This is a genomic window from Roseobacter sinensis (assembly GCF_025755255.1).
Lineage (GTDB): Bacteria > Pseudomonadota > Alphaproteobacteria > Rhodobacterales > Rhodobacteraceae > Roseobacter > Roseobacter sinensis.
On sequence record NZ_JALIEB010000002.1, the window covers coordinates 364,428 to 390,016 of the forward strand.

The 25,589-nt window shown below is 65.2% G+C and carries 29 protein-coding genes; 15 read left to right on the forward strand and 14 right to left on the reverse strand.

The annotated features are described in order from the left end of the window. Positions 1-93 precede the first annotated feature (93 nt). From MUB52_RS04670 to pedF, 4 genes are all read right to left on the reverse strand, one after another. Positions 94-579 (reverse strand): (2Fe-2S)-binding protein, encoded by a 486-nt coding sequence (locus MUB52_RS04670; RefSeq protein WP_263843032.1) that lies wholly within the window; start codon positions 577-579, stop codon positions 94-96. Between the two features lie 25 nt (positions 580-604). Then, complete coding sequence (locus MUB52_RS04675) at positions 605-1,132, reverse strand: CoxG family protein (RefSeq protein WP_263843033.1); 528 nt, start codon at positions 1,130-1,132, stop codon at positions 605-607. A 73-nt stretch (positions 1,133-1,205) separates the two neighbouring features. Further along, positions 1,206-2,114 carry a substrate-binding periplasmic protein gene (locus MUB52_RS04680; RefSeq protein WP_263843034.1) on the reverse strand — a complete coding sequence of 303 codons (909 nt, stop codon included), beginning with the start codon at positions 2,112-2,114 and terminating at the stop codon, positions 1,206-1,208. An 18-nt stretch (positions 2,115-2,132) separates the two neighbouring features. Continuing rightward, positions 2,133-2,819, reverse strand: a complete 687-nt coding sequence (gene pedF / locus MUB52_RS04685) for a cytochrome c-550 PedF (protein WP_263843035.1) — start codon at positions 2,817-2,819, stop codon at positions 2,133-2,135. A 169-nt stretch (positions 2,820-2,988) separates the two neighbouring features. Between pedF and MUB52_RS04690 the strand changes: the two genes are divergently transcribed. The 3 genes from MUB52_RS04690 to MUB52_RS04700 all read left to right on the forward strand — a co-directional run bounded on the left by MUB52_RS04690 (position 2,989) and on the right by MUB52_RS04700 (position 5,968). Further along, entirely contained in the window at positions 2,989-4,155 is a 1,167-nt protein-coding gene (locus MUB52_RS04690; protein WP_263843036.1) for an ABC transporter substrate-binding protein, read from the forward strand. A 78-nt stretch (positions 4,156-4,233) separates the two neighbouring features. Then, entirely contained in the window at positions 4,234-5,202 is a 969-nt protein-coding gene (locus MUB52_RS04695) for a YVTN family beta-propeller repeat protein (protein WP_263843037.1), read from the forward strand. Positions 5,203-5,431: 229 nt separating this feature from the next. Next, entirely contained in the window at positions 5,432-5,968 is a 537-nt protein-coding gene (locus tag MUB52_RS04700) for a tetratricopeptide repeat protein (protein WP_263843038.1), read from the forward strand. A gap of 140 nt (positions 5,969-6,108) precedes the next feature. Here the strand turns inward: MUB52_RS04700 and MUB52_RS04705 are convergent, their stop codons facing one another. Beyond that, positions 6,109-6,612, reverse strand: coding sequence for a hypothetical protein (locus tag MUB52_RS04705; RefSeq protein ID WP_263843039.1), 504 nt, complete (start codon positions 6,610-6,612; stop codon positions 6,109-6,111). A gap of 182 nt (positions 6,613-6,794) precedes the next feature. Here MUB52_RS04705 and MUB52_RS04710 point away from each other — a divergent pair, with 182 nt between their 5' ends. The 4 genes from MUB52_RS04710 to MUB52_RS04725 all read left to right on the forward strand — a co-directional run bounded on the left by MUB52_RS04710 (position 6,795) and on the right by MUB52_RS04725 (position 12,777). Continuing rightward, entirely contained in the window at positions 6,795-8,561 is a 1,767-nt protein-coding gene (locus MUB52_RS04710; RefSeq protein WP_263843040.1) for a PQQ-dependent methanol/ethanol family dehydrogenase, read from the forward strand. Positions 8,562-8,666: 105 nt separating this feature from the next. Continuing rightward, the gene (locus MUB52_RS04715; protein WP_263843041.1) at positions 8,667-9,362 is read left to right on the forward strand and encodes a LuxR C-terminal-related transcriptional regulator; all 696 of its coding nucleotides are present in this window, start codon (positions 8,667-8,669) and stop codon (positions 9,360-9,362) included. Between the two features lie 37 nt (positions 9,363-9,399). Beyond that, on the forward strand, positions 9,400-10,575 hold the full coding sequence (locus MUB52_RS04720; protein WP_263843042.1) for an FIST N-terminal domain-containing protein: 1,176 nt from the start codon (positions 9,400-9,402) through the stop codon (positions 10,573-10,575). A 3-nt stretch (positions 10,576-10,578) separates the two neighbouring features. Further along, positions 10,579-12,777: a hybrid sensor histidine kinase/response regulator gene (locus tag MUB52_RS04725; protein WP_263843043.1), complete on the forward strand. Its 2,199-nt coding sequence runs from the start codon at positions 10,579-10,581 to the stop codon at positions 12,775-12,777. A 226-nt stretch (positions 12,778-13,003) separates the two neighbouring features. Here MUB52_RS04725 and pqqE read toward each other — a convergent pair whose 3' ends face one another. The 5 genes from pqqE to pqqA are packed head-to-tail and all read right to left on the reverse strand — an operon-like array spanning position 13,004 to position 16,101. Continuing rightward, a complete protein-coding gene (gene pqqE, locus MUB52_RS04730; RefSeq protein ID WP_263843044.1) occupies positions 13,004-14,089 on the reverse strand; it encodes a pyrroloquinoline quinone biosynthesis protein PqqE in 1,086 nt (361 codons plus the stop codon). Continuing rightward, positions 14,073-14,351, reverse strand: a complete 279-nt coding sequence (gene pqqD / locus MUB52_RS04735; protein ID WP_263843045.1) for a pyrroloquinoline quinone biosynthesis peptide chaperone PqqD — start codon at positions 14,349-14,351, stop codon at positions 14,073-14,075. Before pqqD ends, pqqE begins: the two co-directional genes overlap by 17 nt. Continuing rightward, the gene (gene pqqC, locus MUB52_RS04740) at positions 14,351-15,094 is read right to left on the reverse strand and encodes a pyrroloquinoline-quinone synthase PqqC (protein WP_263843046.1); all 744 of its coding nucleotides are present in this window, start codon (positions 15,092-15,094) and stop codon (positions 14,351-14,353) included. Before pqqC ends, pqqD begins: the two co-directional genes overlap by 1 nt. Beyond that, entirely contained in the window at positions 15,091-15,978 is an 888-nt protein-coding gene (pqqB, locus tag MUB52_RS04745) for a pyrroloquinoline quinone biosynthesis protein PqqB (RefSeq protein WP_263843047.1), read from the reverse strand. The genes pqqC and pqqB overlap by 4 nt, the downstream gene beginning before the upstream one ends. 15 nt (positions 15,979-15,993) lie before the next feature. Then, positions 15,994-16,101, reverse strand: coding sequence for a pyrroloquinoline quinone precursor peptide PqqA (gene pqqA, locus MUB52_RS04750; protein WP_263843048.1), 108 nt, complete (start codon positions 16,099-16,101; stop codon positions 15,994-15,996). Between the two features lie 153 nt (positions 16,102-16,254). Here pqqA and MUB52_RS04755 point away from each other — a divergent pair, with 153 nt between their 5' ends. The 8 genes from MUB52_RS04755 (at position 16,255) to MUB52_RS04790 (ending at position 21,994) form a co-directional block, all read left to right on the forward strand. Then, positions 16,255-16,629, forward strand: coding sequence for a YciI family protein (locus MUB52_RS04755; protein ID WP_263843049.1), 375 nt, complete (start codon positions 16,255-16,257; stop codon positions 16,627-16,629). Next, positions 16,626-17,861, forward strand: coding sequence for an RNA polymerase sigma factor (locus MUB52_RS04760; protein ID WP_263843050.1), 1,236 nt, complete (start codon positions 16,626-16,628; stop codon positions 17,859-17,861). Before MUB52_RS04755 ends, MUB52_RS04760 begins: the two co-directional genes overlap by 4 nt. A 79-nt stretch (positions 17,862-17,940) precedes the next feature. Next, on the forward strand, positions 17,941-18,327 hold the full coding sequence (locus MUB52_RS04765; protein ID WP_263843051.1) for a VOC family protein: 387 nt from the start codon (positions 17,941-17,943) through the stop codon (positions 18,325-18,327). Positions 18,328-18,343: 16 nt separating this feature from the next. Further along, a complete protein-coding gene (locus MUB52_RS04770) occupies positions 18,344-18,745 on the forward strand; it encodes an MAPEG family protein (RefSeq protein WP_263843052.1) in 402 nt (133 codons plus the stop codon). Next, positions 18,745-19,089, forward strand: a complete 345-nt coding sequence (locus MUB52_RS04775; protein ID WP_263843053.1) for a TfoX/Sxy family protein — start codon at positions 18,745-18,747, stop codon at positions 19,087-19,089. The genes MUB52_RS04770 and MUB52_RS04775 overlap by 1 nt, the downstream gene beginning before the upstream one ends. Positions 19,090-19,100: 11 nt before the next feature. Next, a complete protein-coding gene (locus MUB52_RS04780) occupies positions 19,101-19,760 on the forward strand; it encodes a DUF2461 domain-containing protein (RefSeq protein ID WP_263843054.1) in 660 nt (219 codons plus the stop codon). 401 nt (positions 19,761-20,161) lie between these two features. Beyond that, positions 20,162-21,343: a hypothetical protein gene (locus MUB52_RS04785; RefSeq protein WP_263843055.1), complete on the forward strand. Its 1,182-nt coding sequence runs from the start codon at positions 20,162-20,164 to the stop codon at positions 21,341-21,343. 42 nt (positions 21,344-21,385) lie between these two features. After that, complete coding sequence (locus tag MUB52_RS04790; protein WP_263843056.1) at positions 21,386-21,994, forward strand: DNA-3-methyladenine glycosylase I; 609 nt, start codon at positions 21,386-21,388, stop codon at positions 21,992-21,994. A gap of 56 nt (positions 21,995-22,050) precedes the next feature. On the opposite strand, the gene MUB52_RS04795 is transcribed toward MUB52_RS04790, so the two are convergent. The 4 genes from MUB52_RS04795 to MUB52_RS04810 all read right to left on the reverse strand — a co-directional run bounded on the left by MUB52_RS04795 (position 22,051) and on the right by MUB52_RS04810 (position 25,588). Continuing rightward, positions 22,051-23,421, reverse strand: coding sequence for a glutamate--cysteine ligase (locus MUB52_RS04795; protein WP_263843057.1), 1,371 nt, complete (start codon positions 23,419-23,421; stop codon positions 22,051-22,053). A gap of 66 nt (positions 23,422-23,487) precedes the next feature. After that, positions 23,488-24,018, reverse strand: coding sequence for a hypothetical protein (locus MUB52_RS04800; protein WP_263843058.1), 531 nt, complete (start codon positions 24,016-24,018; stop codon positions 23,488-23,490). Beyond that, positions 24,015-24,872 (reverse strand): GNAT family N-acetyltransferase, encoded by an 858-nt coding sequence (locus tag MUB52_RS04805; RefSeq protein WP_263843059.1) that lies wholly within the window; start codon positions 24,870-24,872, stop codon positions 24,015-24,017. Before MUB52_RS04805 ends, MUB52_RS04800 begins: the two co-directional genes overlap by 4 nt. After that, positions 24,869-25,588, reverse strand: a complete 720-nt coding sequence (locus MUB52_RS04810) for a 16S rRNA (uracil(1498)-N(3))-methyltransferase (RefSeq protein ID WP_263843060.1) — start codon at positions 25,586-25,588, stop codon at positions 24,869-24,871. Before MUB52_RS04810 ends, MUB52_RS04805 begins: the two co-directional genes overlap by 4 nt. Position 25,589: the final 1 nt, after the last annotated feature.

Here is a 25,589-nt window from a genome sequence, read left to right on the forward strand (position 1 = left end):
TCGCCCCAGAGGCTGACACCTGTGCGTTTTGTTTCGCGCGCAACTGACAGGTGGGGTGGGCTTTCAGGCCACCCTCCCCGGCGCGCATCGACGCTATTCCGCCGCGACCGGTGCCACCTCCTGACCGGAGGCCGCCATGATCGCCTTGACAATGTTGTGATATCCGGTGCAGCGGCAGATGTTGCCTTCGAGATAGTCCCGCACCTCCGCCTCGCTTGGTTTGGGGTTCTCCTTCAGCAGCGCTGCCGCCGACATCACCATCCCGGGCGTACAAAACCCGCACTGCAGCCCGTGATGGTCCTGGAACGCCTGCTGGATCACGCTCAATGAACCGTCGGCATTTGCCATGCCCTCGACCGTCGTCACTTCAGACCCCGCGGCCTCGACCGCCAGCATCGTACAGGCTTTCACCGCCTCGCCATCCACATGCACCACGCAGGCGCCGCATTGGCTCGTATCACATCCCACATGGGTGCCCGTGAGCTTCAATTCATCGCGCAGGAAAGACGAGAGCAGCGTCCGGCCTTCCACTTCGCCGGACGCCGCGCGCCCGTTCACCGTCATTTCAATCTTGGTCATTCATACCTCCCTGGATTGAACCCACCTAACCAGACACCATCGAGCGGAACCAGCCTTTCTTGGGGGCCTCCGCCTCGTCCGATGTCGCATCGTCTGCCGCGGAAGGCTCTGCCGGCCCTTCCACAGCCTCCCGGAACCGCTCGAAGAACTGATCCGCCATCTTGCGGGCAAAGCCGTCGATGATCCGGCTGCCGAGCTGTGCAAGCTTGCCGCCGACCTTGGCCTCGACCTCATAGTCCAGCCGGGTGCTGCCGTCCTCCCCGACAAGGCGCACATCGGCCCCGCCCTTGGCAAAGCCCGCAGCACCCCCCTTGCCTTCGCCGACCAGACGCAGGCTCTCGGGCGCGACGCGATCCTGCAACTGCACTTCGCCTTTGAACGTCGCCTTCACCGGCCCCACCTTCTGCACCACCGTAGCGGCAAAGCCGTCCTCAGGCGAGCCCGTCATCTCCTGGCAGCCCGGGACGCACTCCTTGAGCACATCCGGGTTCAGCAGCGCCGCCCAGACCGTCTCGCGGTCAGCGGCAATGGTGATCGATCCGGACATTTCCATATCGGTCTCCTCCTGTCTCCGACCTGACGTTACGGTCTGTCCTGGCGTCGCGATATAAGACCAATGGATAGGTCTAGCGGTCGGGCGGCAGAAAACTCAAACCATAGGCTTCGTAAATCCCCGCGATGCGGCCGTCGTCCAGCGCTGCACGGATGGCGTCATCGACGTCATAGGCCAGCGGGCGGTAACGGTGGTTCACACCCACCCCCAGCGTCCAAGTGCCCACCGCAAACCCGGGCAGAGGCGGCTGGTGCAGACCGAGGCCCTCCGTCATCCCATGCTCGAGCTGCGCCCGCGGCCCCATCGCCGCCTTGACCTCACCCGTGGCCAGCGCACCCATCGCCGCCTCCATATCCGGATAGCGCCGGATATTGGCGCCGAGCTGTCCGCCCGCGAGACCGGAGAGATAGAAATCCGCAATGGAATCATTCTCCACCGCCACCGTGTCAAAGCGGAAGTAGGCGGGCACGGGCCTGTCCTCCGGATAGGCCTCCGCACGATAAGCGATCGCAATCGTCTCGGTCTGATACTGCCCGGTGAAGACGACCTGCTCGACCCGGCAGGCAAAGGCCGAATCGTAGGGCACCCGCATCATCACGTTGGCGATCCGCCCGCCAATCAGCGCGCCACGCCACAGGTTGTTGCGCAAATCCGCATCCAGATTCTCCGCCGCAGCCACGAAGTTGAACCGCGCCTCGACCCCGATGTACTCAGCAATCAGCCGCGCAATCTCCACGTCGACGCCCCGAGGCTGCCCCCCGTCCTCCCATGAATAGGGCGGATAATCCTCGTAGACCGCAAAGAGCATATGCCCCTGCTCGATGATCTGGTCGAGCTCCTGCCCGACGATATCCCGGCTGGCGTTCTGGGGCCGCGCCTGCGGCACGTGATCCGCGCAAGGGTCATTTGCCCAAACGGGCGCGGGGTCGGCCAGCAGGCCGACCCCAAGACTGAGGGCCATCATCAGGGAGAAAAGCTTCATGCCCGCCAGTCTGTTCGCTCAATGCGCGGCTGACAAGCCGATCGTCAGGATCTCGGCCGCACGCTTGTAGGCCGCGGGTGTGCCGTCGACCACCTTGCTCGCCCGAAGCGCAATGCTGTCCGCCACCGGCGCGCCCGATAGCGTCTCGATCTCCGACGCGATTTCACTCAGCCGTGCCTTGGCCGCATCCGGGTCGGCGCCGGCAGGGTCCTCGGCCCAGGCGGCAAACTGGTCGCGCATCTCTTTCAACTCATCGGCGCGCTCGTCGACCATGTCCTGATCGGGCCGCGTCTCGATGTAGGTGCGGATCGCCCAGGCCGCTTTCTGACCAAGCAGATCACCGAACGCGGGCATCTTGGTGATGCCATTCTGCGTATAGCCCTCCACGAACCGCTCCATGTACCACTCATCGCCGTATTCTTCCGCCTCCAGGAAGCGCAAGTCCGGCGCCAATCCGCCCGAAATCACCTCGAGCCCGTGGCAACGTGCGCAATTCTGATTGTACCCCGAGGCGCCGATCGTGATCGCCGTCTGCCAAACCTCCTCTCCCACCGCCTCGGCGCGATAAGGGTTCTCGATCAACCATTCCTCGCCCACATCGGGCAGCGCATCGGTGTTGACCGGCTGCGGCGCCACATCGCCATGGGCCAGTGCCAGCGAGGCTGCGCAGACCAGCGCGCCTGTCGTTGTCCCTACCTTCAGCATCGTGAAAGTCCTCCTCTCCGAAGTTGCATCCGGTCTAGCGCGGCGGAGGACACGCCAACAATGCGACCTTGGTCTTGAGACAGGCGTCTCGGGGCGATTTCCAATTGGACATTGGTCGCATAGCGCCCCCACGCAGGGTCGGTCATCCTGTCGCCGACTGGGAGGAGTCATGCTGAAACACCTGCTCGCTTCGGCGATTTTCACCGCACTCTGTGGCGCGGCCATGGCCGAGACGCTGGAGGTTCCGCTGGTCTGGCTGCGCCATGCAGAGCCCGAACGCCCGGTGCTCTCCAACCTCGACCCGATCCCGGAAGATCGTGGGCGGGCCGGGGCCGAGTTGGGTCTTGCAGACAACCTGACGACCGGCAAATTCCTTGGTCAGGACTACAGTCTCGAGATTATCGAGATCGCCGCCGAGGACGACCCGCTGCCCGACGCCCGCGCCGCCCTGGGGCGCAGCTCATTCGTGGTGCTTGATGCGCCCGCGGCAACCCTGCTCGCCATTGCCGATCTGCCCGAAGCGCAGGGCGCGGTACTCTTCAACGCCTCCTCCTCCGACATGTCGCTGCGCGGTGCGGATTGCCGCGCGAACCTGCTGCACACCAAGACCAGCTTTGCCATGCAGACCGACGCACTGATGCAATTTGCACAGGCCAAGCGCTGGACCGACCTCGTGATGATCACCGGCAACGCACCCGAGGACGCCGATTTCGCCGCGGCGCTGACCGCAAGCGCCATAAAGTTCGGGCTCGAGATCGCCCAAACAAAGCCCTGGATCTTCGATGCCGACATGCGCCGCAACGCCGCCCAGGAGGTCCCGCTCTTCACGCAAGACTTGGCCGATCACGACCTGCTGCTCGTCGCCGATGTGGCCAATGATTTCGCCCGCTACATCGCCTATAACGCCTGGGAGCCCCGCCCCATCGCGGGGTCGGAGGGGCTGCGGCCGGTGTCCTGGGCGCCGGTGGTCGAACAATGGGGGGCGGCCCAGCTGCACAGCCGCTTTTCCGATCTCGCCAGCCGCGACATGACCCCGCGGGACTACGCCGCCTGGGCCGCGGTGCGTGCGGTGGGCGAGGCGGTCACCCGCACCAACTCCGCCGACCCCGCCACCCTCCGCGCCTACCTGCTCTCGGACGCCTTCGAACTTGCGGGCTTCAAGGGCCGCCCGCTGTCGTTCCGGTCGTGGAATGGCCAGCTGCGCCAGCCCATCCCGCTCGTCACCCGCGCGGCCCTCGTGGCGCAAGCCCCGCTCGAGGGGTTCCTGCACCAGCGCACCGAACTTGACACCCTCGGGATCGACCAACCCGAGACCACCTGCACCGCCTTCGACTAGCCCCTTCACCTGTCCCCAAATACTCCGGGGAGTGTGAGGGGCTGGCCCCTCACGACCGCCAGAAAAAGGAGACGCGCCATGACATACAAACCGATCCTCCTCGCCATCCCCCTTCTTGCCACGCCCGCCGTCGCCGACGAAATGTGGATTTCCAACGAGAAGGACGACACGATCAGCGTGATCGACATCGAGACGCTGGAGGTCGTACGCACCATCGAGGTGGGCGAGCGCCCCCGCGGCATCACCTTTTCGAAAGACTACTCGGTGCTCTATGTCTGCGCCTCGGACAGCGACACCGTCCAGGTGATCGACCCCGAAAGCGGCGAGGTGCTGCACGAATTGCCCTCGGGCGAGGATCCTGAGCAATTCGTGCTGCACCCGGACAACCGGCATCTCTATATCGCCAATGAAGACGATGCGATCACCACCGTGGTCGATACTGAGACTCGCACGGTCGTGGCCCAGATCAGCGTCGGGATCGAGCCCGAAGGCATGGCCGTCAGCCCCGATGGCACCATCGCCATCACCACCTCCGAGACCACGAACATGGCCCATTGGATCGACACCGAGACACAGGAGCTCTTTGCCAACACGCTGGTCGACAGCCGCCCGCGGCACGCGGAATTCATCAAGGACGGCACCGAGCTCTGGGTCAGCGCCGAGATCGGCGGCACCATTTCGGTCTTCGACGTGGCAACACAAGAAGAGATCACCAAGATCGACTTCGCCGTCGACGGCGTGCACCCCGACCGGGTGCAGCCTGTCGGCTTCGAGATGACCGCTGGCGATACCCACGCCTTCGTGGCCCTCGGGCCCTCCAATCACGTGGCGGTGGTCAACGCAGACACCTATGAGGTCGAAGACTACATCCTCGTGGGCCGCCGCGTCTGGCACATGGATTTCAACGCCGACCGGTCCTTGGTCTTCACCACGAACGGGGTATCGGGCGATGTGACCGTGATCGACGTGGCCAGCCGCGAAGCGATCAAGTCGATCAAGGTCGGCCGCTTCCCCTGGGGTGCCGCCTTCCGCCCAACTGATAATTAACGCCGCCCTACCGGCCCGCGCGCTGCGAACCGACGTGATACCGACGCGATACCGATACGCCACCGACGCCACTTTTGGCTCCGCTTTTCGGCGGTCCATTGTCCAACGGTCGAGGCGCCGCCACCGGGCCAAGACATCAACACATTGATTATACGACGTAAAAAGGCGACCCTGTTCTGCGACCTCAAACCAAGAGCAACACCCGCGCCCCTGTGATATACTGCCCGCTATGAAACAGCTCCTGATCCCGCTCCTTATTCTGGCATCCCCGCTCACCGCCGAGGACATCGACCCAGGCGGCACGCTCAACCCCTCCGAGATGACCTGGGAATCCATGCTTGAGCGCGCCGAACGCGGCGAGACGGGGATGGTGCTCTGCGCCTCCGGCTACATGATCACGAAGAAGGGCGACCACGCCGCCGCGCGCCGCCTGTTCCAGCGCTGCGCCGAAGCGGGCTACACCGGGGCGATGACCTGGATGAGCCAGCTCGACAACAACGGGCTGGGCGGCGCCTACGACCCCGACGCTGCCGCCGAATGGGACCGCAAGGCAGCGGACCTCGGCGACCCGGTGGGCAAGTTCAACCATGGCCTCAACCTGATGCGCGGCCACGGCACCGCACGGGACGAGGTGCTCGGGCGGCGGTTCGTCGATGAGGCCGCGCGCGACGGGCTGGCCGTCGCCAAACGGCTGCAAGAGGCGGGCTACGACCTCGACGAGGTCACGCCGGATGCCGACAGCTGGAAGTATGCGCCGGTTTTCTAGGGCACGACGCCGGCCCCCTGCACAACCAAGGGGCAAGCGCCCTCCCCCCATCGAGGGGGATCGGGCGCTGCCCGGCGGTGCCGCCGGGGGAGCAGTCGGAGGCCTCGGGACAGGCGTTCAGCGCGCGATAGCTCCCATGCTCAGCGAATGACCATTCTCGGCAGCCAATGGCTGTCCGGGTCGGCCTCCGCCAGATCGACCTCCCGGATGGGGCGCAGTTCACCCGCCGTGGGCGGTACAGCGAGAAGGTTCATGTTCATCTCCTGCATGCGCCCAACGAGACCTGCGCCGCCTGCTTCCAGCCGGGAGAAGACCCCGTTCCACATATCGATCCCGTAGTTGGCCTTGCCGTTCCAGACGAACAGGAAATCATATTCAAGATCGGTTAGGTCTTCGGAGATACCCCCTTGAACATCATAAGGATAGGGCACATGGCACCAGGTCTTCTCCGCGCTCTCGATGCACCGAAATGGCCACATGGACAAGAAATGATCGGAGAAGACCGCGTCGTTCAGCACCACGAGATAACTCTCCGCTGGCCCGGCCAGCGTCGCGGTCTCGATCCGGGTGCCATCGGCCTCTTTCAGATAGACGATCGCCCTGTCCAGCTCAGCCGCACCACACAGCCCCGGACAAAGCGCCATGTCGCACCCTCCCTCCCTCCCGTCGCTGCATGCTGGGCCACAGCGCCTGTTTGGGGCAAGCCGGGGCGCATACGACCTTTGGCCAATTTAGATTGTCTGCCGTTCCTCCGATACTGCTCGCAGGTTGTCCCGTGCCATGAGGAAAGGTGCGCAGCCTCATACCGACGATTGGGAGGAAACCGATGAACAGGTTTATCAAAGCCGCCGTCATCTGCCTGCTGGCAGGCACCGCGGCACATGCAGAAGTCACAGAAGAGATGCTCGCCAACGATCAGGCGTCCACCGGGGACGTGCTGACCAACGGCATGGGACGTCACCTCCAGCGCTACTCGCCGCTGGACATCCTCAACAAGGACAATGTGAAAAACCTCGTGCCCGCCTGGGCCTTCTCCTTGGGCGGCGAAAAGCAGCGCGGGCAGGAGACACAGCCGCTGGTGCATGATGGCGTGATGTATATCACCGGTTCCTACAGCCGGATGTATGCCATCGACGTGAAGACGGGCCAGGAGATCTGGCAGTACGACGCGCGCCTGCCCGAAGGCATCCTGCCCTGCTGCGACGTGGTCAACCGGGGGGCTGCGATCTATGGCGACATGGTCATCTTCGGCACGCTGGACGCCCGCATCGTTGCGCTGAACAAGGACACCGGCGACGTGGTCTGGCGCAAGAAAATCGCCGACTACAAGGCGGGGTACAGCTACACCGCCGCGCCGCTGATCGTGAACGGGCTGGTGATCACCGGCAATTCGGGCGGCGAATTCGGCATCGTCGGCGAAGTGCAGGCCCGAGACGCCATGACCGGCGAGACGGTCTGGACGCGCCCCGTGATCGAAGGCCACATGGGCACGCTCAACGGCGAAGAATCAACCATGACGGGCGAACTCAACGCCACCTGGCCCGGTGACATGTGGAAGACCGGCGGCGGGGCCACCTGGCTCGGCGGCTCATACGATATCGAGACCGACACGCTGGTCTTCGGCACCGGTAACCCGGCGCCCTGGAACAGCCACCTGCGCGGCGCGGGCGCGCCCTCCGACGATGGCATGGGTGACAACCTCTATGCCGCCAGCCGCCTCGGCATCGACCCGGCCACGGGCGAAATCAAATGGCACTACCAGACCACGCCCCGTGAAGGCTGGGACTATGACGGCGTGAACGAAGTGGTTGCCTACACCGACCGCGCGGGCGAGAAACGCTGGGCCACCGCCGACCGCAACGGCTTCTTCTACGTGCTGAACCGCGAAGACGGCGCTTTCGTCAGTGCGGTGCCCTTCGTCAAGGACATCACCTGGGCGGAAGGCATCGACGAGACCGGCCGCCCGATCTTCGCAGAGGACAACCGCCCCGGTGATCCCGCGGCCTCGGCCGATGGCAAGAAAGGCGAGGTCGTGTTCTCCTCGCCCGGCTTCCTGGGCGGCAAGAACTGGATGCCGATGGCCTTCAGCCAGCGCACCGGCAACTTCTATGTGCCCTCGAACGAATGGGGCATGGACATCTGGAACGAGCCCATCACCTACAAGAAGGGTGCCGCCTATCTGGGCTCGGGCTTCACCATCAAGCCCAACTACCAGGACCACATCGGCTCCCTGAAAGCGATCGACCCCGACACCGGCGAGATCAAGTGGGAGTTCAAGAACGAGGCCCCGCTCTGGGGCGGCGTGATGGCGACTGCGGGTGGCCTGGTCTTCACCGGCACGCCCGAGGGTCATCTGATGGCCTTCGATGACGAAACCGGCGAAGTGCTCTGGTCCTTCCAGACCGGCTCGGGCATCGTTGGTCAGCCGATCACCTGGGAACAGGACGGCGAGCAATATGTGACCGTGATCTCCGGCTGGGGCGGGGCTGTGCCGCTCTGGGGCGGCGAGGTGGCCAAGAAGGTCAACTACCTCAATCAGGGCGGCATGCTCTGGACCTTCCGCCTGCCCGAACAGCTGGCCAGCGCGAACTGAGCCGCGGATGACGGCGAATGACATAGGGCGTCCCGCGCGGGGCGCCCTTTTCACATGAGACCTTTGGATGGTTTTCTGGTATGAAGAATACAGTAGGGTGAAGGTATGACGACGGATATTCTCAAGACATCCCGAGACTGGGCGCAGGCGGCAGAGACAGGCTGGATCCTCGTTGTAGACGACCACCCGCTCTTTTGCGACGCGCTGGAGCTCACACTGCGCAGCGTCATGCCCGGCGTGAACGTCAAAACCGCCGACACGCTGGAGCGCGCGCGCGCGCTCCTCGCGGATGAACCACAGCCCCGGCTGGTGGCGCTTGATCTGAACCTGCCCGATGTGGCGGGTGTCGACGGCGTGATCGAGATCGCGCGCGCAGCAGGTGCGGCCCCGGTGCTGGTCGTCTCTTCGATGGATGACGCGCGCATGGTGTCGTCGGTGCTCGCCGCCGGTGCGGCCGGCTTCGTGCCGAAACACAGCCCGCGCGCCAAGCTGGAAGAGGCGATCAACGCCATTGCCGACGGCCAGACCTACCAACCCGAGAGCTTCAGCGCGCCCGAAGAGGACGCGGTGAGCGATGCGGTCACGCGGCTGTCGGACCTGACAGCACAGCAATCCCGCATCCTGCAACTCATCTGCGAAGGCAAGCTGAACAAGCAGATCGCGTTTGATCTCTCGATTGCCGAAACCACGGTGAAGGCGCATGTCACGGCAATCATGCGCAAGCTCGGTGTGCACAGCCGCACGCAAGCGGTTCTGGTCTCGCAACGCGCGCGGTTCAACTCCATCTTGCCTGAGAGCTAGGCTTGCGCCTATCCTCCTTAGCGGGAGGCAAGACCCAATGAAAATGGAAGGTGCGCAAAGCATAGCCGCGTCGGACGCGGTTTCGAAACGATTGTTGGCAACGGTCCATATCTCGGCGGCGGAGACCAATCCGGCACGTTGCTTGAAGGATCGGCTCGCCCACGACACCTGGGCGCAGCTCTTCGTGTTCAGCCCGAACCGCGACGATCTGGAGCGTATCTCCTCCGCCGCGGCAAAGACCTTTCCGGGGACCGCTCTGACAGGCTGTACAACCGCCGGACAGATCGGCTGGAACGGCTATGCCGAGGATGGCGTTTCGGTGGTGATCGGGCTGCCCGCACGCCACTTCGCCACTGAAACGGTCCGGATCGACGATCTGGAAACGCTCGATCCGCAAAGCCTGATCGACCGGCTGGTGCAGGCGCGCACCGCATTGGCGGATCAGCACGCGGACAAGCCCAACGGGTTCGGCTTCATTCTGGTGGATGGCCTGTCGCTCCGCGAAGATGCGCTCGCCGCGACAGTCGCGCCGGCGATGGGCTCCTGGCCGGTCTTCGGCGGCTCCTCCGGCGACGGCACACGGTTCGAGACCACCTGGCTCGCCCATGGCGATCAGCTCAGTACGGGCAGCGCATTGGTGACCTTCGTGCGCACCGCCTGCGAGACCCGTGTTTTCAGCCTCAACCATCTGGAGCCCACCGGACGGCGCATGATCGTGACGAAGGCCGACCCGGAACGCCGCATCGTCAAGGAGATCAACGCCGAACCCGCGGCCCGCGAATACGCGCGGATCGTGAACAAGGATCCCGATCAGCTGGACGAGTTCACCTTCTCGGCCAATCCTGTGGTGGTGCGTCTGGGCGACACGCACCATGTGCGCGCAATCCAGCGGGTGAACGAGGCGGGTGAGCTGGTGTTCTTCGCCGCCATCGACGAAGGCATGGTGCTCAACGTGGCCGAGCCTCAGGGGATTGCGCAACATCTCGACCAGGAGCTCTCCAAGATCAAGGCGGGCCGCGAGGATGTGGACATCTTCGCCTGCGACTGCGTGCTGCGCCGGATAGAAGCCGAGCAGACCCAGGCCACCCGCGATCTCTCCGAGATCATGGCCCGCAACCGGGTCGTGGGCTTTTCCACCTATGGCGAACAGATCGGGCCCTTGCATGTGAACCACACGATGACCGGGGTCATGCTGGTCAACCCCGATCGCTGAGCCATGGACCTCGTCAACCCCTCCGACAGCCTCGAGCGGCAGAACGAGAAGCTGATGCAGATCGCCGAGGCGCTCATGCGCAAGGTCGAGCAGAGCCCGGACCAGACCGGGCTCGCCTATGCGCAGTTCGAACGCGCCGCGATGCTGGAAGAACAGGTCCGCCAGCGCACGGTCGACCTGGAACGCACGCTCGATCTGCTGCACGAATCGAACGCCCGCTTTGCCCTTGCCCGGCAGGAGGCGGAGGACGCCCGCGCCAATCTCGCCGACGCCATTGAAACCATCGATGAGGGCTTTGCACTCTTCGACCAGAGCGACCGGCTGGTGCTCTACAACAGCCGCTTCTGCGAGGCGCTGCGCGATGTGCGCGGCCAGCTCAGCACGGGGCTGGCCTTCGATGACTACATCACCCTGATCAGCACCAGCACCGACCGGGACTGGGCCGCCGACGAAAGCCCCGAAAGCTGGCGCGAAACCAGGATGGAACTGCACCGCAAGGATCACGTGGTGTTCAACATCCGGCTCACGGGCAACCGCTGGATGCAGGTCAGCGAGCACCGCACCGACACCCGCGGCACCGTGATCCTGCAGACGGATGTGACCGAGATCATGCGGCTGGAACGGCAGGAGCGCGACAAGCTGGTGCACAAGCAGGCGCTGATGCTGCGCGCCACGCTCGACCACATCAAGCAGGGTATCTGCATTTTCGACCACCACCGCCGACTGGTCGGCTGGAACCGGCGGATGGAGGATCTCCTGCGCCGGCGCATCGGGCCGACCTTCCGCGGAGGCGACTTCGAGGAGTTGCTGGAGCGGCTGGAGGACCTCTTCACCTATTCCGACCGGATGCAGAAGGCCGATCTCAGCGCGTGGGCGCGCAAAAGCGCCGGCCGTGACCCGTTGAGCTTCGAGGTGCTGCGCGACGACGATGCCATTTTCGACGTCTTCATGCAGGAGATGCCAGACCGCGGCTTCGTGATCAGCTTCACCGACATCACGCGGGAGCGTCAGACCTCCAGCGCCTTGCGCGAACTCAACGAGACGCTGGAAAAGCGGGTCTCCGAACGCACGATCGAGCTCGGCAAGGCGCTGGAAGCGGCCAAGCGGGCGAATGCCTCCAAGACACGTTTCGTCGCCGCTGCCTCGCATGATTTGCTGCAACCGATGTCGGCAGCCAAGCTCTACACCTCCGTGCTCGAAGACCGGGTGAGCGGCGACCCCGACCGCGAGCTGGTGCGCAAGACCACCTCGGCGCTTGAAAGTGCCGAAGCGATCATCACCGCACTGCTCGACATCTCCAAGCTGGATCTCGGGCTCGCGACCTATGATGTCACGTCGGTGGATCTCAACCGGGTCTTCACGACGCTCTACAACGAGTTCGCACCGCTGGCATCGGCCCGCGGGCTCGACCTGCGCTTTGTGCCGACCTCGGCGAAGGTGCGCAGCGACCAATCCTACCTCTACCGTATTCTGCAGAATATCGTGAGCAATGCGATCCGCTACACGACCGGGCGCAAGATCCTCGTGGGCGTCCGGCAGATGGCAGGGTCCGTGCGGATCGACATTTGCGACCAGGGCCCCGGTATCTCCGCCGAAGACCAGAGCGTGATTTTCCAGGAGTTCCGGCAGCTCAAGAAGGCGCGCGGCGATCAGGTCGGCCTCGGCCTCGGCCTCGCCATTGTCGACCGCGCCTGCAAGATGCTCGATCACGAACTGACGCTGTGGTCCGAGTTGGGGCGCGGCAGCTGCTTCTCCGTGGGGCTGAGGGCGTCCCGTGGCGTCGCCGCAGGACAGACCCCTGCGCCGTCACCCGCCGCGAGCCAGTCGACACAGGGGCGTCTGATCGGGTTGGTGGAAAATGATGCCGCTCTGCGCAACTCGATCTCGCTTACCATCGAGGCGCTCGGATCGGATGTGCTGCAAAGCCCCAGCGCCGAGGAGGCATTGGAGCTTTACGAAGAGCTTGGGGTGGTGCCGGATTGCTTCGTCCTCGACTATCAGTTGGGCGACGGCCTGCGCGGGACCGATCTGGTCCTGCATCTGCGCCAACGTTACGGCGATCTGCCGATCACGATCATCTCCGCTGACCGCTCGCGAGAGCTGGCCGAGCGCTGTGCCGTGCTGAATGTCGGGCTCGCGCACAAGCCGCTCTCCCGCGCTGTATTGGCCGATTTTCTGACGTCCGTGCCGCGCGCCACCTGACTGGCTCCCCTAGCGGACCGGAGGGAGTGGCGTTCCGTGAATCCAAGAGGATCCTACGGAAGGCCAGAGGCCGGCCCCCGACCCTGGGTGGGGAAGAAGCCCCCTCCCGCAGGGAGGCTCGGGGGCTGGCCGGCGGTGCCGGACCGGCGCAAGGTTTGATGCTGTGATCGGATTTCCGGGCCGCTGCTCTCGCGGAGAAGTGAACGGAGGCACCCGAGTCGGCAATCTATCGTCGATAGACGTACTCAGGCGCCTCAACGCCTTGGCGGTCTTCCGCGAGCAGCGCATCGAGGGTCGCCCGCCCAGGCGATTTGCGACACACCGGGTCGGGGGCTGTTGCATCACCCAGGATCGCCATCGCCTGACAGCGGCAACCGCCGAAGTCGATATCCCGCCGCTCGCACCCCTGACAGAGTTCCGGCATCCAGTCGGTGCCGCGAAAGGCGTTGAAGGCCGGACCGTCGTACCAGATATCGCGGAGAGGCCGCGCCTGCACCTGGTCGAACTCCAGCCCCGGGATGATCGCCGCGGCGTGGCACGGCAACACCGTGCCATCGGGCGAGACGTTCAGCCCGGTGGACCCCCAGCCGTTCATACAGGCTTTGGGATAATCCGAATAGTAGTCCGGCGGCACGAAGTCGATCACCAGCTGCCCGCGCAGCCGCTCCACGGCCTCCGCCACCGTTCGCTTGGCCTCAACCACCTGCTCGGCGCGCGGCTGCAGGGCGGCGCGGTTGGTCAACGCCCAGCCCTGGAACTGCACACAGGCGATCTCGATCCGCCGCGCGTTGAGCCGCAGCGCCATCTCGATGGTCGCGGGCAGATCATCGAGGTTTTCCCGGTGCATCACCGCGTTCAGCGTCAGGGGAAAGCCGATCTGATCGATCAGCTCGGCCACATGCATCTTGCGCTTGAACCCGCCGGTGTAGCCACCGATCCGGTCCGCCATCTCGGCGGTGATACCTTGCAGCGACAGCTGAACATGGTCGAGCCCGGCGTCATCCAGCGCCCGCAACCGCCGCTCATTGAGACCGATGCCAGAGGTGATGAGGTTGGTGTAAAGCCCCGCCTCCCGCGCCGCGATCACCAGCTCCACAAGGTCCGAGCGGGACGCCGGTTCGCCCCCCGAGAGATGCAACTGCAGCACGCCGAGATCAGCCGCCTGCCGGAACACATCCGCCCAGGTCTCGGTCGAGAGCTCCGTCTCCTTTGCCGCCAACTCCGTGGGGTTCGAGCAGTAGGGACAGGCGAGCGGACAGCGGTGCGTGAGCTCGGCCAGCATCGCCATGGGAGGGTTAGGCGCTGCGCACATGCACGAACCCCCTCTCCCGCAGATCCTGCAAATAGGCGATCACATCGGGCTCGATTACCTCGCGCTCCGCCTCATAGGTCTGCGCCAGATCGTCGGAAATCTGCGCGATCGAGGCCTCGCCGTCCGTCCGCTGCAAAATCGCGAGACCGATCTGGTCGAGCATCAGCACCCGCTCCGGCCCCAGCAGCACATCCACCTTCCGCACGGTGTCGAAGTGGCAGCGCACGCCGCGCGGCAACAGGGGGACATCCTCGGCCTGCATCACAGCAGACCTTCGCCGGGCTGCCAGCCGCCGGGCGGAATGCGCCCGGGCTCCACATAGGCGGAGTAGAGCGCATCAAGCTGCGCCCAGAGAACCTCTGTCTTGAAGGTCAGCGCGCGGGCTGCCGCATCCTGATCCGCCTGCGTCACCGCATGATCGAGCACCCACTTGAGCCCGAAGGCCACGTCCTTCGGCGCTTCCTTCAGCCGGTTCTGGAAATAAGACATCGTTTCGGCATTGGCGAAGTCGTAATGCTCGAACAGCCCCGCGATGCGCTCCGAATGGATCTTCGGCGCAAAGAGCTCCGTGAGCGAGGAGGCCACCGCCGGCAACAGCGGCTCGTCGCGCACAAAGCGCACGTAGGCATCCACCGCAAAGCGCGTCGCTGGCAGAATACCCACCTCCGAGGCCACATAGTCCGGGTCCAGCCCCACGCCTTCCGCCAGCTTCAGCCAGCGCGCGATGCCCCCGGTCCCGGGCTCCGTGCCATCATGATCCTCGATCCGGCTGCGCCAGATGCGCCGCAGGTTCGGGTCCGTGACCCGCGACATGAAGGCCGCGTCCTTCATCGGGATGCGCGTCTGGTAGTAGTACCGGTTGATCACCCAGGCCCGCACCTGATCGGGGGTGCAGCCGCCCGAATGCAGCAGCTGATGGAACGGATGCTTGTCGTGATAGCGCGCATCTCCGATCTGGCGCAGGCGCGCCTCGAAGGTTTCTCGGCTCGGGGCATGTATAGTCATAACATGATCTCCATCCCGTCGTAGGCAATCTCCCAGCCGCGTGCTTCAACCTCGGCGCGCTCGGGGCTCTCGGGCTGCAGGATCGGGTTGGTGTTGTTAATATGGATATAGACCTTGCGCCCCTCAACACCCGCCAACCGCTTTAGACTGCCCTCGGCACCGTTCAACGGCAGATGCCCCATCCGCGCGCCCGTCTTCTCCCCGGTGCCGGTCTGCTGCATGTCGTCATTGTTCCACACCGTCCCGTCGAAGAGCAGCAAATCAGCGCCCTCCAACCGCTCCAGCAGCCAGTCCGGCACCTTCGCGCAGCCGGGGATATAGATCGCCCGCGCCGCCTCCGTTTCAAGGATCAGACCCACCGTCTGCTCGCCCGCCTCTTCGAGGTTCAGCGTGTCCCCTTCGAGAAACAGCGCGACCTTCCCCGGCACCGAAAACGCCGTAGTCCTGAGGCCCGGCGCCGCCTCGAAGGGCGCTTCCAGCTCGATCCGGTGCCGCGCGACCAGCTCCGCATCCAGCACGTTGAAGACCGAGTTGCTCTCGAGGATCTCCAGCCCCGAGGCCGTCGCATAGGTGGTGAACGGCGTCTTCTCGCGCAGTGTCAGCAGGCCCGCGATATGGTCGATGTCGCCATTGGTCAGAACCACCGAGGCAATCGGCGTGCCCCGCAGCGCGCCGGGGTGCATCTGTCGGACCCGCTGAACCTGCGCACGGATATCGGGCGAGGCATTAAGTACCGCCCAGTCCGACCCATTCGCCGAAACAGCAACGGACGACTGCGTCATCGACGCAATCGTCCCGTCACGTGCATCCTTGCAATTCCGGCAACCGCAGTTCCATTGGGGCAGGCCCCCACCGGCGCCGGCCCCGAGAACAATCAGGTGCATGAAATGGCTGTGCCTCTAGATAACGTCGCGCTCGCCGCCGCGCTCGTCGTCCTCACCGGGACCGTACATGTTGATTTCCATGCCGCATTTGATCTCGCGGGCGACGGGTTTGCTCCAAGCCATAGGTGGACTCCTCCTCTGTGTACCTCGCTGATGTTAGCGGTGCGGAAGCCAGGCGCAAATCATACTTTAGGTGTAGTGGCCCGCGAGCGTCCTGTCGGATTTGCATTGGCCCGCGCGTCCTCGCATCATCATCACCAGCACGGAGGTCTCCAGATGATGTATGCGATCACCATTTACGGCGAGGCGGGGCTGTTCGAGCAACTGCCCCAGTCCCGGCAGGACGAGGTCATGGCCGGTCACCGAAGCCTGCAGGAGCGGCTGGGCGCGCGGGGCGACTACATCAGCGTCAAGCTGATGCCGCCCTCCACGGCCGTGACGATCTCGCCCGCCTCGGCACCCGACGCCACGCCGCTCATCGTCGATGGCCCCTTTGCCGAAACCAAGGAGAGCTTCCTGGGCTTTTACGCGGCCGAGTTCCGCGACCTCGACGAGGCGCTGGACTACGCCCGCATGATCTCGTCGCCTATCGCCCGGCTGGAGGTGCGCCCCATCTCCTGGGCCGGTGGGGTGATCTCGACAGAGGGATGAGCGCCCCGTCCGACTGGCTGGCGGCAAGCTTCGCGCAGCAGCGACCCCGCGCCATGGCGGCCCTCACGCGCTACTTCGGGTCGGTTGAGGTGGCGGAGGAGGCCTTTGCCGAGGCCTGCCTGAAGGCGCTGACACACTGGCCCGCGCGCGGCAAGCCGCACGATCCGCTCGCCTGGCTGCTTACCACCGCCCGGCGCAGCGGGCTAGACGTGCTGCGCAAGCAGCAGCGCCGGTCCCGCATCCTCGCCGAGAACCAGACCGTGATGGAAGAGACCGCCGCTCCTCTGCCCGACCCCGACGCGCTGCGGGACGATGTGCTGCGGCTGCTCTTCATCTGCTGCCACCCTGCGCTGGAGCGGCGCGACCAGATCGCACTGGCCCTGCGCGTCGTCGCCGGCCTCTCGGTCGCCGAGATCGCCCGCGGTTTCCTGGTTAAAGCCAAGACGATGGAACAGCGGATCACCCGCGCCAAGAAACGTATCGCGGACAACCCCGTCCCGTTCGAGACCCCCAGCCCGCAGGAGCGCGGGCGGCGCTTGGCCGAGGTTTCGGTTATGGTCTATCTGATGTTCAATGACGGTTGGTCGGCGTCCGAGACGGAGACCCAGATGCGCCCGCGGCTCTGCGAGGAGGCGATCCGCATCGCGCGGCTTCTGGCAGAGCTCTTCCCCGGTATGGGCGAGCAGATGGCCTTGCTGGCCCTCCTGCTCTTCCAGCACGCCCGCCGTCACGCACGCGTCGATGACAAGGGCCAGCCCATTGCCTTCGAAGACCAGGCCCGCAGCCTCTGGTCGCGCGCGGAGATGAATGAAGCGCAGGCCTTCTTCGACAAGGCCCGGCGCATCGGGCACCAGGGGCCGTATCTTATCCAGGCCGCTATCGCCGCCGAACACGCCCGCGCGCCCTCGTCTGACGCCACCGACTGGCCCCTGATCGAGGCGCATTACGCCGCCCTTCACGCGCTGCAACCCTCGCCGGTCGTGCGCCTCAACCTCATTGCCGTACAGGCCCGCACCAAGGGTCCCGCGCATGCACTCGCCGAAATGCAGACGCTTGCGCCCGAGCTCGATGGCTACCGCTGGTTCCACACCATGCGGGCCGCGTTTCTGGAAGACACCGGTCACCCGGAGACCGCGCTGGCTGCCTACAGGCGCGCCCGCGCCCTTGGGCCCACCGCGCCCGAACGCCGCCTGCTCGATGAAAAAATCGCCGCGTTGAAGAAAAATCTCTGATGGCTGTCGGATCGCAGCCATCGCAGGCGTCCTTGGGCTGTCCTTACGCATGAGGACGCGCACAACAAGGAGCAAACCCATGAGCCTTCTCGAAATGACAACAATCGGCAACGCGGGCTGGATCGGCCACGCAGGCCCCGACCAGACCGCCGCCAAGGCCTTTTACGCCGAGGTGCTCGGCTGGACGATCAACGACATGCCGATGCAGGACGGCTCCAGCTACTCCGCCGCCGCCGTGGGTGAGACGGCCATCGGCGGCTTCTCCCCGATGCCGGAGGAGCGCGGCAGCTGGACCATCTACTTTACCGTCGCTGATGTGGACGCCAGCGTGGCAACTGCGGAAGCCATGGGTGCCAGCGTGGTCACAGCGCCGATGGACATGCCGGGCGTGGGACGGATGGCGAGCCTGACCGATCCGCAGGGTGCACGCTTTGCACTGATCACCTATGAAAGCATGGCAGGCTGAGCCCAGGGAGACGTCAATGATGGAACATGCACCGACCTATACGCTGGTCTTTATCGCCCTGCTCGCGCTGATGAGCCTGCCCATGGCCATTGCGGTGGGTCTGCGCCGGGCGAAGACGGGCATCATGATGCTCGCGGGCGACGACGAGGACCTGCTGCGGCGCATCCGCGCGCATGGCAACTTCATCGAATACGTCCCCTTGGCCCTTCTGGCACTGGCGGGCGCCGAGATGGCAGGCGCAGCACCCTGGCTGTTGATCACCTGCGGCCTTGTGCTGATGGCCGCGCGGCTCATTCACTACATCGGGTTTCGCCACAATCCGAACGGCCCCGCGCGCCTCATCGGGACCTTAATGACCACACTCACGATCCTCGCCCTCTCGGTGGCGATCCTGCTGCGCATGGCGGGGCTGGTCTAATGCCGCAGGACGCGGCCCTGGCCGACCGCATGCGCCGCGCTCTGGCAGGGCATGCAGGGATCACCGAAAAGCGCATGATGGGCGGCACCATCTTCCTGTTGAACGGCCACATGCTCAGCGGCGCACGGCGGGAAAACGAAGGCGCGCGCCGCTTCATGTTTCGCATCGGCAAGGCGCAGGCGGCAGAGGCGCTGCGCGACCCAATCGTCCGGCCGCTCATGCAGGGCACGCGCAAGATGGGCGGATACATCCTCGTGGACAATGACGACTGCCCCGATCCCGTCTTGCAACACTGGCTGCGCCGCGCCCTACAGTTCGTGGCCGCATTGCCGCCGAAATCCTGAAAGGCGAGCATATGACCGCATTCGATCACTTCTCGCCCGCCGCCCTCACCTTTCTGCGCGACCTCAAGGCCAACAACCGGCGCGACTGGTTTCAGGCCAACAAGCCGGTCTACGAGGCTGAAATCAGGGATCCGGCCAAGCATTTTGGCGTCGCGATGAGCGCGGCCCTCGAAGCGCTGACTGGCGCGCCACATCTGCCCAAGATTTACCGTATCAACCGCGACATCCGGTTCTCCAAGGACAAGACCCCCTACAACACTCATCTGCATCTGTCCTTCGCGCCGCAACCGGCCACGGCCAACACCCCGATGTGGTTCTTCGGGCTGAACACCGAAAAGCTCTCGCTCGGCTGCGGGGTGTTTCAATTCGACAAACCCGGGCTTGCGGCCTTCCGCGCGCGGGTGAGTGGCACAGCCGGTGCCCAGCTGATCGACCTGACGGCACGGCTCGCGGGTAAGGGGGTGCGGGTCAGCCCACCCGAGTTGAAACGTGTCCCACCCGGCTTCGACGCGGCGCATCCCCATTCGGAGGTGTTGCGGCGCAAGGGGTTCGCCGCCTGGATCGATCTGCCGGACACCCGCTTCGTGACCGCGCCAGGTCTTGTGAAGCGCACGACTCAGGCGCTCGAGCGGTTGCATCCCGTCTTCGATATCCTGCGGCACCTCACCTGACCTGCTGCGCGGTCCAAGCCCGGCGGCTCCGCCAAACCATACGGGAAGGGACATATCGCAGGACCTTTGCCGGGGGGACAACCGGTCGAAGACGCACGGATGCGCCATATCTTCCACACCACCGCGGACAGCGCAAAAGGTTAAAAAAGGGTTAACAATCAACGGGCTCCGTCCTTTCAACCCAGCTGCACGACGCCGTCATGCGCGGGGAAGTCGTCCGGCAAAGTGGCAAGCTGCCAACCTCCGCCACGCGGAAAAACGGGGGGTGTTGTAGGAAAGATCCACTCAAGCTCTTAAAAACGCAGAAGGTTTTTTTGGTTTGATTTCCTTGGGTCGATCCCCTTCAGTGCCGCGGGGATGTCTGCGTTTCATTAACTGTTCGCCCGGGGGGGGCGCATAACATGTTAGAGAAAAACAGCGATCACTCCGGCGATCCTCAAGGGGCGCAGGGTGAAAAACCGACGGTCAAAGACCTCTACGCCGTTCCGAATTGGGAAGAGCGGCTGACGGCTGCGCGGGCGCAACGCGAGCGGGCCTTGGCCCGCCACCTTCAAGCCAAGACCACCCGGACCAGCGAGGTGGAGGCCATTGTAGCGCCCCCTCCGGACACGGCGGAGGATGCAGAGGCGAACGGCATCTCAGGAACAGCGGACGAACACACTGTCGCAGCACCGGAGAGCGATGTGCGCCGCGGCGTCCTGATGCGACCCGGCCGCACGATACTTGTGGCCATGGCCTGCTTTGCCAGCCTCGGCTTCGGCCTCGCACTGGGTCTTGGTACCCTGTTGGGCATCGGCGCGCTGCGGCCCCCGCCGCCTATCATCGAAACCGCCACGCCACAGCCGGACCCCCCCGCACCCGACGAGAGGGTCGCGATGGACGTTGAGCCCGCCCCCGTGGTCACGCCGGCCCCGCCCGACCCCGCACCGGTCCCGGCCACACCGCCAGTGACCCAGGTCGCCCTGCCCGCAGCGGTAGACCCCCCGCCCCCGGCCAAAACACCGCCCTTGGCCAAAGCGCAGCCTCTCTTTGCAGACGTGCAGGCTCAGCCGAACTCACCCGCCGAAGAGCCGCTGTCCCTCGTGGCCTGGCTGCCGCTGCAGGCCTTCGCTGCCGCTGAGACCCCAGCCGACCCTCCAGCGTTGCCGGTGACACCACCTGACCCGCTGCCTGGTGCGGAGTGGACACTGGCCGACAAGCTGGCCGCGGGCGGCACCGATCTCTCGGTCCTCGATCTGCGCGTCTACGCGCCAGATGCGGTGCCAGAGGGGCGCCTGAACGCCAGCCTCGCCCAGCTGGACGATACCGGACTGTCGGTCGCGAACCTCCAGCGCGTCGATTTCGCGGTATCGACGGCGCATATCCGCTTCTACAACGCCGAAGACGCCGCCGCTGCGGGTGCCCTTGGCAAGAGCCTGGGGATAGAGGCCCGCGATTTCAGCGCAGAGCAGCGCGGCCCGCTGGGCCTGATCGAAGTCTGGTTCGCCGGCGTGCCGAAAAGCGCCTTGGCCGAAGAGATTGCCGGACGCCGCAGCGGGACCTATCTGTTCGACCGCCTGCGCGACAAGCTGCGCAGCGACTGAACTGGAGCCACCTGCGCACCGCGCTTTTGACGGGAGAGGCCGATGTCCGAAACCTTTACGGGTCCCGACGGCCATGCGCGCTGCCGCTGGGCCGGGAGCGCCCCGGAATTTCTCGACTATCACGACCACGAATGGGGATTTCCGGTTGCCGATGACATCCGGCTGTTCGAGAAGATCTGCCTGGAATCCTTCCAGTCCGGACTGAGTTGGCGCACCATACTCAACAAGCGCCCTGCCTTCCGGGCTGCCTTCGACGGGTTCGATTTTCATGAAGTTGCCCGATACGGCGCGCAGGACGTCGCGCGGCTGCTTGGGGATGCGAGGATTGTCCGGCATCGCGGCAAGATCGAGGCGGTGATCAACAACGCCGCCCGCGCGGTCGAGATGGTGGAGGCCGAAGGTTCTCTGGCGACCTTCTTCTGGCGCTACGAACCACCGCCTGAGGAGCTCGGCCGGCCCCAGACCCAATCCCAGAGCCCCAGTTCGATCCGTCTCTCAATGGCGCTCAAGCGTCTCGGCTGGCGGTTCGTGGGCCCGACGACGATGTTCGCCTTCATGCAGGCGATGGGGCTGATCAACGACCACGCCTTGAGCTGTGAGTTGCGTGCTGCGGCGGACGAGGCCCGGCGCCGGTTCGCGCGCCCGACCTGAGACGAAAAGCAGCAACCAATCGCAATTCTGGTCGCGTCCAGCTGAAACATCTCGCCTTAATAGGAGTACTCGGCGTAGATCTGGCTGAGATCGCCGCCCCAGCCCCCCTCGTAGCGCTCCAGCAGTTCATCGGCGGGGACCTTGCCGCTCTCCACGCTCTCGGTCAGCGCATTGAGGAAGTGCGTCTCGTCCGGCACCATGCCGCCCGCCCCCGCCTTGGCGCGTGCCTTGAGCCCGGCCTCGCTGATCTTGAGCGCCTCGCGCGCGATATCGTGCATCCGGATGCCATGCACCTCGGCTTGCAGCCCATCTACCGAGGCCGCCACCCGCATCAGATCGCGCGTGCCCATGTCCCAGGCTTTCACGAGGTCCCAGGCCGCATCCAGCGCCGTCTGGTCATACATCAGCCCCACCCAGAAGGCCGGCAGCGCGCAGAGCCTTCGCCAGGGGCCCCCGTCGGCCCCGCGCATCTCGATGAAGCGCTTCATCCGAGCCTCCGGGAAGGCCGTGGTCAGGTGGTCGGCCCAGTCGCTGAGCGTCGGGATCTCGCCGGGCAACGCTGGCAGCTCACCCTTCAGGAAATCCCGAAAGGACATCCCCAGCGCATCCACATACTGGCCGTCGCGATAGACAAAGTACATCGGCACATCGAGCGCGTAGTCGACCCAGCGTTCGAACCCGAACCCGTCTTCGAAGACGAAGGGCAGCATGCCCGTCCGCGCCGCATCGAGGTTGCGCCAGGCCACGCTGCGCCAGGACTTGTGCCCGTTCGGGCGCCCTTCGAAGAACGGAGAGTTGGCAAAGAGCGCGGTGGCCAGCGGTTGCAGCGCCAGCGCCACGCGCATCTTCTGCACCATATCCACTTCCGAGCCGAAATCGAGGTTCACCTGCACCGTGCAGGTCCGCCGCATCATCACACGCCCCATGGTGCCCACGCGGGCCATGTAGTCGTTCATCAGCTTGTAGCGGCCCTTGGGCATCAGATCCATGTCTTCATGGGTCCAGACCGGCGCCGCGCCCAGCCCGATGAAGCCCGCACCAATGCGATCCGCCACGTCCTGCACTTCGCGCAGGTGGGTGTTCACCTCGTCACAAGTCTCGTGGATGGTCTCCAGCGGGCCGCCGCTGAGCTCGAGCTGGCCACCGGGTTCGAGCGAGATATTCGCGCCGTCCTTTTCCAACCCGATGAGCGTGCCGCCCTCCTCAACCGGGGACCAGCCGTGCGCGTCGCGCAGGCCCTCGAGCATGACGCGGATTGAGCGATCCCCTTCATAGGGCAAGGGTTTCAGCGTGTCCTTGCAATAACCGAACTTCTCATGCTCCGTCCCGATCCGCCACTGGTCCTTGGGCTTGCAGCCGTCCGCCAGATATTGCGCCAACTGGTCATGAGACGTGATCGGCCCGCCGCCGGATTGAGGGATGGACATGGGGGAGGCTCCGTTCGGTCGTGGCGTAGTCTGGAAGGTCAGGGATGGGCCGAAATGCCCAAGGTGTCAATGCAGACGAACGGCTGCCGGCGCGTCCGTATCGCGCTGCCAGATCACGATCATCTGCCGCTCGCTGCTCTGCAACGCGTGCAGCATCCGCTCCGTATGCAGCCCCGGCAGGGTGGCGAAAGCGTCGAACAGCGCCTCGGCGCCCTCTGCGTTCACGGGGATCAGCACGTCCGCCTGCCCGGGCTGATTGAGGCGCCAATGCGCGGGATACTGTGCCTTGTCGAGCGACAGCCTGCGCATTTCACGCAACGCGACGGAGCCGCCCGTCAGCGGCCCGAAGTAGGTGATCTGCCCTTCGTCGATGCTGACGGCACCAGGTCCCTGCCCGGCACTGCGAAAGCGCGCGCGCTGCACGCCGAGCCAGATCAGAGCCGCGCCCACCAGCACCAGCGCCGTGCCGGGCAGCACCAGCAGGCGTCCCGGACCAATCAGCCACCAGAGCCCCAGAACCAGCATCGCGCCACCCAACAGCACCTCGCGCCAGCGCTTCAGCTGCGCCAGAAGCTCCGGTCGAAGGAACGACGTCATGCTGCGGCTCCCACCACGACCGGCTCCTCCAAGAGCGCGATCTGATATGACCCGATGCGTCGGAAACCGATGGCCTCGTAGGCGTGGGCCGCAATGGGGCTTGCGGCAAAGAGGATCGCTTCACGGATACCCTCTGCACGCATCTCCGCCAGGTACAGCGCCACAATCCGTCCACCATGGCCCCGCCCGCGATGCTCGGGCGGCACGTAAACGCCGCCCACCTGCACCATATCCGTGGTGCGTGCGTTCAGCGCCGACATCGCACAAACCTCGCGCCCGATCTCCATAACCCGGGCATCCGCCTTGTCGATAAACCTTTGTGCGGCAATCGCCCCATCGACCCCGTCGAGCATGCCCATACCGGTCTCCCGGTGATAGCCGTCAAACCACCCGGCCAGCCACCCCGCCTCCTCCGGCCGTGGCCGGCGCAGCGACAGATCCGGCACCCGGAGATCCGGCAGGTCCGCCAATGACAGAGCATAAAGCGGCTCTACATCCTGCACCCGGAAGTCGGCCGCCCCGAACCCCAGAGCCGCGGCCAGGGCGGCAATCTGCTCCGGCACGCCCGTCATGCCGATCAGCCTACGCCCCTGCAACGCCTCTGCACAGGCCATCCAGAACCCCGACGCCGCCCCCGGCGCCTGACACATCAGGAACCCGCCATTTGTGCAGCCGACGACAGCCGTAATCTGACCAGGCTCTTCGTCCAGATAAAACGTCGTCGCATTGGTATGGTCCGACACGCCAATCCCGTGCGCCGCCAGATTGCCGCGCAAAAACATCGACGTGGCCGCATGAGGCCGCAGGAAGGCGTCAAGCGCCGCCGCATCCTCTGGCCCGGCAACCCGGATCACACCCAATCCCCCAGCGACTGCTGCCAAAGCGCCAGCGCCGCCACCGCCGCCGTCTCCGCGCGCAGGATGCGCGGCCCGAGCGAGACAGGATGCGCCTGCGCCATGCGCCGCAGCCGGCCGCGCTCTCCTTCCGCAAAGCCGCCCTCCGGCCCGATCAGGATCGCCCAAGGCGCGCAAACGGCAGGTAAGGTGGGCTTTGAGGCCGCCTGCGCCTCGTCGCAGAACATGATCTGACGGTCGGCGTCCCAGGCGCCCAGCACACGGTCGAGCCGCTGCATCTCGGCCACCTGGGGCACATAGGTCGCGCCACATTGCTCTGCCGCCTCCACCGCATGGGCCTGCAGCCGCGCACGCTGAACACGCCCCGTATTCGTGAATTCGGTTTGCACCGGTAGGATCCGCGCAGCGCCCATCTCCACCGCTTTTTCAACGATGAAATCCGTCCGCGCCTTCTTCACTGGCGCGAACATCAGCCAAAGGTCGGGCGGCATCTGCAGCGCCCGCGTCTGGCTCAGCACGCTTAGCACGCCGCCGCGTTTGCCGGCCTCGGCGACCTCGGCCAGCCACTCGCCCGACTGCCCGTCAAAGACAAGGATCTGCGCGCCTGCGCCCAGCCGCATCACCCCGAAAAGGTAATGCGCTTGCTCCCGCGACACCGGAACCGATTGCCCCGCGCCCAACGCATGCTCTACAAAAAGCCTGATCTTTGCCGTCACG

Excerpts from the sequence above, each read along its gene's own strand:
- pqqA (WP_263843048.1), bottom strand. The coding sequence starts at position 16,101 with ATGGCTTGGAGCAAACCCGTCGCCCGCGAGATCAAATGCGGCATGGAA.
- pqqD (WP_263843045.1), bottom strand. The coding sequence starts at position 14,351 with ATGCAGGCCGAGGATGTCCCCCTGTTGCCGCGCGGCGTGCGCTGCCAC.
- MUB52_RS04675 (WP_263843033.1), bottom strand. The coding sequence starts at position 1,132 with ATGGAAATGTCCGGATCGATCACCATTGCCGCTGACCGCGAGACGGTC.
- MUB52_RS04775 (WP_263843053.1), top strand. The coding sequence starts at position 18,745 with ATGCCGCAGGACGCGGCCCTGGCCGACCGCATGCGCCGCGCTCTGGCA.
- MUB52_RS04795 (WP_263843057.1), bottom strand. The coding sequence starts at position 23,421 with ATGTCCATCCCTCAATCCGGCGGCGGGCCGATCACGTCTCATGACCAG.
- MUB52_RS04760 (WP_263843050.1), top strand. The coding sequence starts at position 16,626 with ATGAGCGCCCCGTCCGACTGGCTGGCGGCAAGCTTCGCGCAGCAGCGA.
- pqqB (WP_263843047.1), bottom strand. The coding sequence starts at position 15,978 with ATGCACCTGATTGTTCTCGGGGCCGGCGCCGGTGGGGGCCTGCCCCAA.
- pedF (WP_263843035.1), bottom strand. The coding sequence starts at position 2,819 with ATGCTGAAGGTAGGGACAACGACAGGCGCGCTGGTCTGCGCAGCCTCG.
- MUB52_RS04695 (WP_263843037.1), top strand. The coding sequence starts at position 4,234 with ATGACATACAAACCGATCCTCCTCGCCATCCCCCTTCTTGCCACGCCC.
- MUB52_RS04765 (WP_263843051.1), top strand. The coding sequence starts at position 17,941 with ATGAGCCTTCTCGAAATGACAACAATCGGCAACGCGGGCTGGATCGGC.
- MUB52_RS04700 (WP_263843038.1), top strand. The coding sequence starts at position 5,432 with ATGAAACAGCTCCTGATCCCGCTCCTTATTCTGGCATCCCCGCTCACC.
- pqqE (WP_263843044.1), bottom strand. The coding sequence starts at position 14,089 with ATGTGCGCAGCGCCTAACCCTCCCATGGCGATGCTGGCCGAGCTCACG.
- MUB52_RS04770 (WP_263843052.1), top strand. The coding sequence starts at position 18,344 with ATGATGGAACATGCACCGACCTATACGCTGGTCTTTATCGCCCTGCTC.
- MUB52_RS04705 (WP_263843039.1), bottom strand. The coding sequence starts at position 6,612 with ATGGCGCTTTGTCCGGGGCTGTGTGGTGCGGCTGAGCTGGACAGGGCG.
- MUB52_RS04690 (WP_263843036.1), top strand. The coding sequence starts at position 2,989 with ATGCTGAAACACCTGCTCGCTTCGGCGATTTTCACCGCACTCTGTGGC.
- MUB52_RS04720 (WP_263843042.1), top strand. The coding sequence starts at position 9,400 with ATGAAAATGGAAGGTGCGCAAAGCATAGCCGCGTCGGACGCGGTTTCG.
- MUB52_RS04780 (WP_263843054.1), top strand. The coding sequence starts at position 19,101 with ATGACCGCATTCGATCACTTCTCGCCCGCCGCCCTCACCTTTCTGCGC.
- pqqC (WP_263843046.1), bottom strand. The coding sequence starts at position 15,094 with ATGACTATACATGCCCCGAGCCGAGAAACCTTCGAGGCGCGCCTGCGC.
- MUB52_RS04800 (WP_263843058.1), bottom strand. The coding sequence starts at position 24,018 with ATGACGTCGTTCCTTCGACCGGAGCTTCTGGCGCAGCTGAAGCGCTGG.
- MUB52_RS04670 (WP_263843032.1), bottom strand. The coding sequence starts at position 579 with ATGACCAAGATTGAAATGACGGTGAACGGGCGCGCGGCGTCCGGCGAA.
- MUB52_RS04785 (WP_263843055.1), top strand. The coding sequence starts at position 20,162 with ATGTTAGAGAAAAACAGCGATCACTCCGGCGATCCTCAAGGGGCGCAG.
- MUB52_RS04710 (WP_263843040.1), top strand. The coding sequence starts at position 6,795 with ATGAACAGGTTTATCAAAGCCGCCGTCATCTGCCTGCTGGCAGGCACC.
- MUB52_RS04715 (WP_263843041.1), top strand. The coding sequence starts at position 8,667 with ATGACGACGGATATTCTCAAGACATCCCGAGACTGGGCGCAGGCGGCA.
- MUB52_RS04680 (WP_263843034.1), bottom strand. The coding sequence starts at position 2,114 with ATGAAGCTTTTCTCCCTGATGATGGCCCTCAGTCTTGGGGTCGGCCTG.
- MUB52_RS04755 (WP_263843049.1), top strand. The coding sequence starts at position 16,255 with ATGATGTATGCGATCACCATTTACGGCGAGGCGGGGCTGTTCGAGCAA.
- MUB52_RS04725 (WP_263843043.1), top strand. The coding sequence starts at position 10,579 with ATGGACCTCGTCAACCCCTCCGACAGCCTCGAGCGGCAGAACGAGAAG.
- MUB52_RS04790 (WP_263843056.1), top strand. The coding sequence starts at position 21,386 with ATGTCCGAAACCTTTACGGGTCCCGACGGCCATGCGCGCTGCCGCTGG.